This window comes from Bradyrhizobium sp. (assembly GCF_052389815.1).
Classification (GTDB): Bacteria; Pseudomonadota; Alphaproteobacteria; order Rhizobiales; family Xanthobacteraceae; genus Bradyrhizobium.
On the sequence record NZ_JBQTHN010000179.1, the window covers coordinates 1 to 5,606 of the forward strand.

Consider the following 5,606-nt stretch of genomic DNA (forward strand, 5'->3'; position numbering starts at 1 on the left):
ATGTCGCCTTGCGCCGCGACCGTCCGCACATTGTGCGAATTGCAGGCATAGGCGAAGGCGGAGTCGGCGAGCGTGAAGATGAAGCCACCATGCGCAATGCGCTGGCCGTTCACCATGTCCGGCCGCACGGTCAGGGCGAGCGTGGCGCGACCGGGACCGATCTCGACGATCTCCATGCCGAGCCCCTTGGAGGCATCGTCCTCCTTCCACATCGCGTCCGCGCAGGCGCGCGCGAGATCGTCGGGCGAAAGCGTGGCCTTGACGTTCACCTGTCCACTCCCAGAGCTTTAAGGGCCCGCTTGGTGCGAGCCTCGTCTTGTTCAGTCAGTCTGGGCGCGAAACACGGGAAGTGTCAACGCGCCCGAGGTCTCACTCAGACGTGGTCGTAATCGACCACGACCTTGTCGGAGCACGGCCGCGCCTGGCAGGTCAGGATGAACCCGGCCTTCAGCTCCCACGGCTCGAGCGAATAGTTGACTTCCATCTGCGCCTCGCCCTCGACGAGCTTGGCGCGGCAGGTCGAGCACATGCCGCCCTTGCAGGCGAAGGGCAGATCGACGCCGGCGCGCAGCGCCGCATCGAGAATGGCTTCGTCCTCGGCAACCGGCACCTCGCGGCGCTTGCCGTCGATGATCAGCGAGGCCATCGCCCTGGGCGGGGCACCGGGCTCGACGGCCTTCTTCGGCCGCGGCTTGCCGCCGAATTCGGAGACGAAGCGCTCGACATGAATCTTCGCATCGGCAATGCCGATCGCCCGGCAAGTTGCCTCGATGTCCTCGCTCATGCCCGAGGGGCCGCAGATGAAGACATGGTCGACGCTGGACGCCGGCACCAGCGAACGCAACAGCACCCTCACCTTGTCGCCGTCGAGCCGGCCGTGCAGGATCGGTATGTCCTGTTCCTCGCCGGAGATGACGTGGAACAGCGAGAGCCGCTGCATGAAGCGATCCTTCAATTCCTCCAGATCCTCGAGGAACAGCATGCCTTCGGTGGTGCGGTTGCCATAGAACAGGAAGAACCGGCTCTGCTTCTCGCGCGCCAGCACGCCCTTGATGATGGAGAGGATCGGCGTGATGCCGGAGCCGGCGGCAAAGCCGACGTAAAGCCGCGCCTGATCCGGCGAGTGCGCAATGCCGAAACGGCCGGTCGGTGTCATCACGTCGAGCTCGTCGCCGCTTTTCAGCTCGTCCGCCGCCCAGCTCGAGAACGCGCCGCCGTCGACCTTCTTCACGGCGATACGCAGCTCGCCGTCATCGGGGCCGGAGCAGATCGAATAGGAGCGGCGCACTTCCTCGCCATCCATGGTGGCGCGCAGGGTCAGGTACTGCCCGGGCAGGAAGCTGTAGTCCCCGGCGAGTTCCTTTGGGATCGCGAACGTCATCGAGATCGCATCTGCGGTTTCGCGGCGCAGATCCTTGACGGCAAGACGGTGGAAGCGCGGTGTGGTCATGGCTATCCCCGCCCGTCATTGCGAGGAGCGAAGCGACGAAGCAATCCATGTCTCGTCGAGTGGCGACAGGGATTGCTTCGCTCCGCTCGCAATGACGGCACTCTCATTCTGTTGTCATGCATCATGATCAGTGACACTTGAAGTAATCGAAGGGTTCGCGGCAGCTCCTGCAGCGCCACAGCGCCTTGCAGGAGGTGGAGCCGAACTCGGACAGCAACTCGGTGTCATCAGAGCCGCATTGCGGGCACGCCACCTGTTGCCCGCCGAACAGAGCGCGGCGGCCGGAGCCTTTGACCGGCGGGGCGATACCGTACTCGCGCAGCTTGCGCCGGCCGCCCTCGCTCATCCAGTCCGTGGTCCAGGCCGGCGACAGCACGGTGTGGATGACGGGCCTGGCGATGCCTTCGCGCGCCAGCGCCAGCTCGATCTCCAGCGCAATCATGTTCATCGCCGGGCAGCCGGAATAGGTCGGCGTGATCGCGACCTCCACGCGGCCGTCATTGACCGCGACATCGCGCAGCACGCCGAGATCGGCAATCGTCAGCACGGGGATTTCGGGATCGACGACTTGCGCCGCGGCGTCCCAGGCGCGCCGGCGCAGATCGGCATCGCTGAGCGCGGCGGTCACCATGTCGCCCCCGGGAAACTGCGCTGCAGCGACTGCAGCTCGCTGAGCAGATGGCCAAGGTGCTCGCTGTGGTGGCCGATGCGGCCACCCTGCTGCATCCAGTCATTCGATGGCAGCGTCAGCGTCGCCTCGGCAACGACGCCGCTCACGATCTTCAGCCATTGCGCCTTGAGCGTGGCCGGATCGACGGCGATGCCCGCGTCGACCAACCCGCGCTCGGCATCGTCGACCTCGAACATCTCGCCGGTGTAGGCCCAGAGATGCTCGATCGCCTCCTGCGCGCGGGCATGGCTCTCCTCGGTGCCGTCGCCGAGGCGGACGATCCATTCGGAGCTATGACGGACGTGATAGGCGCTTTCCTTCTCGGATTTGGCCGCAATCGCGGCGAGCGTCGCGTCCTTCGAGCCCATCATCGCGCGCCAGTAGAGATCGGCGAAGACGCTGTAGAAGAACTGCCGCACCATGGTGCTGGCGAAATCGCCGTTCGGCTGTTCGACCAGCAGGAGATTGCGATACTGCCTGACGTCGCGGAGGTACGCGAGCTTGTCCTCGTCGTTGTCCTTGCCCTCGGCTTTCGCAGCATAGCTGTAGAGCTCGCGCGCCTGGCCGAGCAGGTCGAGCGCCATGTTGGCGAGCGCCATGTCCTCTTCCAGCATGGGTGCGTGACCGCACCACTCCGACAGCCGGTGACCTGATATCAACGCGTCATCGGCACGGCGCAGCGTGTAGAGCACCAGCGGCGTTTCGGAGACCTTGATCGAGGGAGCAGCCATTTCTATCAACCGTTGATCGTCATTGCGAGGAGCGTAGCGACGAAGCAATCCACACATTCATTGCGGCGCGATGGACTGCTTCGCTTCGCTCGCAATGACGGGGAAACCCGTCACATATGCCCGACTTCTTCCGGCACGTCGTAGAAGGTCGGATGCCGATAGATTTTCGACTCCGCCGGCTCGAACATCATGCCCTTCTCCGACGGGTCGGACGCGGTGATCGCGCTCGACGGCACGACCCAGATCGACAGGCCCTCGCCGCGGCGGGTGTAGATGTCGCGCGCGGCCTGCAGCGCCATGGTGGCGTCAGCGGCATGCAGCGATCCGCAATGCTTGTGCGCGAGCCCGTTGCGGCTGCGGATGAAGACTTCCCAGAGCGTGGTGTTCGGCGTTGCCATCGCGCGTCTCCCTATTCTGCGGCCTGCGCCAGCCGGCGCGCATTGCGCTTCTCGGCATAGGCCGCCGCCGCCTCGCGTACCCAGGCGCCCTCTTCATGCGCCTTGCGCCGCGCCGCCAGGCGCTCGCGGTTGCAGGGGCCGTTGCCGGCCAGCACCTGCTTGAATTCGGTCCAGTCGATTTCGCTGTAGCGCCAGTGACCTTCCGCATCCTGCGTCATGCCGGGATCGGGAATGGTGAGCCCGAGAAACTGCGCCTGCGGCACGGTGGCGTCGACGAATTTCTGGCGCAGCTCATCATTGGAAAAGCGCTTGATCTTCCATTTGGTCGAGGTGTCGCTGTGCTGGCTTGCGGCATCGGGCGGGCCGAACATCATCAGTACCGGCCACCACCATCGATTCAGCGCATCCTGCGCCATCGCCTTTTGCTCGTCGCTGCCGCGGCAGAGCGTCAGCATGATTTCGTAACCCTGGCGCTGGTGGAAGGATTCCTCCTTGCAGACGCGGATCATCGCGCGCGCATAGGGACCGTAGGAGCAGCGGCACAGCGGAATCTGGTTCATGATGGCGGCGCCATCGACCAGCCAGCCGATGGTGCCGATGTCGGCCCAGGTCAACGTCGGATAGTTGAAGATCGAGGAATATTTTGCCTTGCCCGCGAGCATTGCATCCACGAGCTCTTCGCGCGAAGAGCCGAGCGTCTCGGCGGCGGCATAAAGATAAAGCCCGTGCCCGCACTCGTCCTGCACCTTGGCGAGCAGCGCCACCTTGCGGCGCAGCGACGGCGCGCGGGTGATCCAGTTGCCCTCGGGCAGCATGCCGACAATTTCGGAATGGGCGTGCTGGGAAATCTGCCGCGTCAGCGTCTTGCGATAGGCCGCGGGCATCCAGTCGTTCGGCTCGATGCGCTCTTCGGCGTCGATGCGCGCCTGGAAACGCGCCGCATGCTCGGCGTCCTCGATGTGACGGTCTTCGCCGTCCGAACTGTTGAGCGCCTGTGTGTACATGGCGGCCCTCCCCTGAGCTGATTGAGGGACAATATATAACAGAAATTACCAATCGCAATATATTTCTGTAACATATTAATCAGTCGGCGAAACGGCGGAACAGCTCCTTTCCGGCGGCCGGGAGCGGGCCGTTTTCGTTGCTGGCATGGCGGTCAAGCCATTGTTCCGACGCAGGAAGCAGGCCGCGATAGATCTCGCCGCACAGCACCCGCGCGGCCCGGCCTGGCCAGTCCCGCGGCAGCAGCGCGGCCGGCAGCAAGGGATCGCGCAGCACGACGCGGCGGTATTGATGGATCAAGAGGACGCGCGCGGTGAACGCGTCGATGTCGGTCAGTCTGTCACGCGCAGCCCAGGTTCGCAGCGGCTCAAAGCTCTTCATGAAGCGGCGATAGGCCTCTGCGGTGCGCTCGAGCGGCCAGCTTTCGCTGAGCAGCCGCCGGCCGCTGTCGTCCTCGGCCGCTACCTCGAGGCGGATCGCGCCCCTGGCTTCTTCGGGGATCGGCACACCTGATGGGGCGACCCATACGCCCGGCAGCGGCGAGCCGAAGCCGGCATTCTTCAGCGCCTCGCGTGCGGCATCGCGGTCGCCGCCATTGGCGATCAGCAGCAGCTCGAAGCGTCCGGTCCAGTCCGAGGCCGGCGGGCCGTAAATGTGCTTGGTGGCGATATCGAAGGTGAGGCGCTCGCGCTGCACCAGGCGATAGAAGCTGTTGCGGCCGACTTTCTCGCGCTCGAACCAGCCGTCGGCGGTGAGCCGCGACATCGCGGTGCGCACCACGGAACTGTCGACGTCGATCGCGGCGAAGAATTCCAGGAGGGTGCCGAGCGCGACCGAGCCGCCGCGCGGCACGATGGCATCGCCGAACACGGTGATAACGATCGAGCCGGTGCGCGAGGGCTCGCGCTTCAGCTGGCCGACGATGCGTTCAAGCGGCTGCGGCATGGCTGACGCATACCGCGTTTTGTCGATTCACGACAATGGAGGCTGCCTTCTCCCTCTCCCCGCTCTTCTCGCGGGGAGAGGGTTGGGGTGAGGGGCTGCCTCAGCAAATTCGATAGATGTGAGTGTGCGGAAAGCCCCCACACCCGGATCGCATCTGACGATGCGATCCGGCCTCTCCCCGCACGCGGGGAGAGGCGAAGGGAAAAATCCGCTTACCGGTGCGGGTCCGGATAGACCAGGCTGCGCCAGCCGCTGCGATCGAAGGGGGCCCACTCGCCTTCCTTCTGCGCGAGGCGATCGGCAACTGCATAGACCGCGGCCGGGTGATGGCCCATGCCGCAATGGCTGCTCTCGACCTCGATGCTCTCGGCCATGGCCGAGGACGGCTCGCGGCAGCCCTGCCAGGCGCA

General features: G+C 65.1%; 8 protein-coding genes and 1 pseudogene. All 9 read right to left on the reverse strand.

Features of this window, described 5'->3' with window-relative positions:
- On the reverse strand, positions 1-269 hold a 269-nt coding region (locus ACT4OC_RS26000; protein ID WP_444841907.1), incomplete at its 3' end, for a hotdog fold thioesterase.
- 104 nt (positions 270-373) lie between these two features.
- Positions 374-1,450: a 1,2-phenylacetyl-CoA epoxidase subunit PaaE gene (gene paaE / locus ACT4OC_RS26005; protein WP_444841908.1), complete on the reverse strand. Its 1,077-nt coding sequence runs from the start codon at positions 1,448-1,450 to the stop codon at positions 374-376.
- 127 nt (positions 1,451-1,577) lie between these two features.
- Positions 1,578-2,081, reverse strand: coding sequence for a 1,2-phenylacetyl-CoA epoxidase subunit PaaD (gene paaD, locus ACT4OC_RS26010; RefSeq protein WP_444841909.1), 504 nt, complete (start codon positions 2,079-2,081; stop codon positions 1,578-1,580).
- Positions 2,075-2,800 (reverse strand): 1,2-phenylacetyl-CoA epoxidase subunit PaaC, encoded by a 726-nt coding sequence (paaC, locus tag ACT4OC_RS26015; RefSeq protein WP_444841913.1) that lies wholly within the window; start codon positions 2,798-2,800, stop codon positions 2,075-2,077. The genes paaD and paaC overlap by 7 nt, the downstream gene beginning before the upstream one ends.
- Positions 2,776-2,847: a hypothetical protein gene (locus ACT4OC_RS26020; RefSeq protein ID WP_444841914.1), complete on the reverse strand. Its 72-nt coding sequence runs from the start codon at positions 2,845-2,847 to the stop codon at positions 2,776-2,778. Before ACT4OC_RS26020 ends, paaC begins: the two co-directional genes overlap by 25 nt.
- A gap of 114 nt (positions 2,848-2,961) precedes the next feature.
- Entirely contained in the window at positions 2,962-3,249 is a 288-nt protein-coding gene (gene paaB / locus ACT4OC_RS26025; RefSeq protein WP_444841910.1) for a 1,2-phenylacetyl-CoA epoxidase subunit PaaB, read from the reverse strand.
- A gap of 11 nt (positions 3,250-3,260) precedes the next feature.
- Positions 3,261-4,253, reverse strand: a complete 993-nt coding sequence (gene paaA, locus ACT4OC_RS26030) for a 1,2-phenylacetyl-CoA epoxidase subunit PaaA (RefSeq protein WP_444841911.1) — start codon at positions 4,251-4,253, stop codon at positions 3,261-3,263.
- A 79-nt stretch (positions 4,254-4,332) separates the two neighbouring features.
- Positions 4,333-5,196 (reverse strand): phenylacetic acid degradation operon negative regulatory protein PaaX, encoded by an 864-nt coding sequence (gene paaX / locus ACT4OC_RS26035; RefSeq protein ID WP_444841912.1) that lies wholly within the window; start codon positions 5,194-5,196, stop codon positions 4,333-4,335.
- A gap of 212 nt (positions 5,197-5,408) precedes the next feature.
- Positions 5,409-5,606 (reverse strand): annotated as a pseudogene (locus ACT4OC_RS26040) (alpha/beta hydrolase); the annotation flags it as partial.

Coding starts and splice junctions, on each gene's coding strand:
- paaB (WP_444841910.1), bottom strand. CDS start 3,249: ATGGCAACGCCGAACACCACGCTCTGGGAAGTCTTCATCCGCAGCCGC.
- paaD (WP_444841909.1), bottom strand. CDS start 2,081: ATGGTGACCGCCGCGCTCAGCGATGCCGATCTGCGCCGGCGCGCCTGG.
- paaE (WP_444841908.1), bottom strand. CDS start 1,450: ATGACCACACCGCGCTTCCACCGTCTTGCCGTCAAGGATCTGCGCCGC.
- paaA (WP_444841911.1), bottom strand. CDS start 4,253: ATGTACACACAGGCGCTCAACAGTTCGGACGGCGAAGACCGTCACATC.
- paaX (WP_444841912.1), bottom strand. CDS start 5,196: ATGCCGCAGCCGCTTGAACGCATCGTCGGCCAGCTGAAGCGCGAGCCC.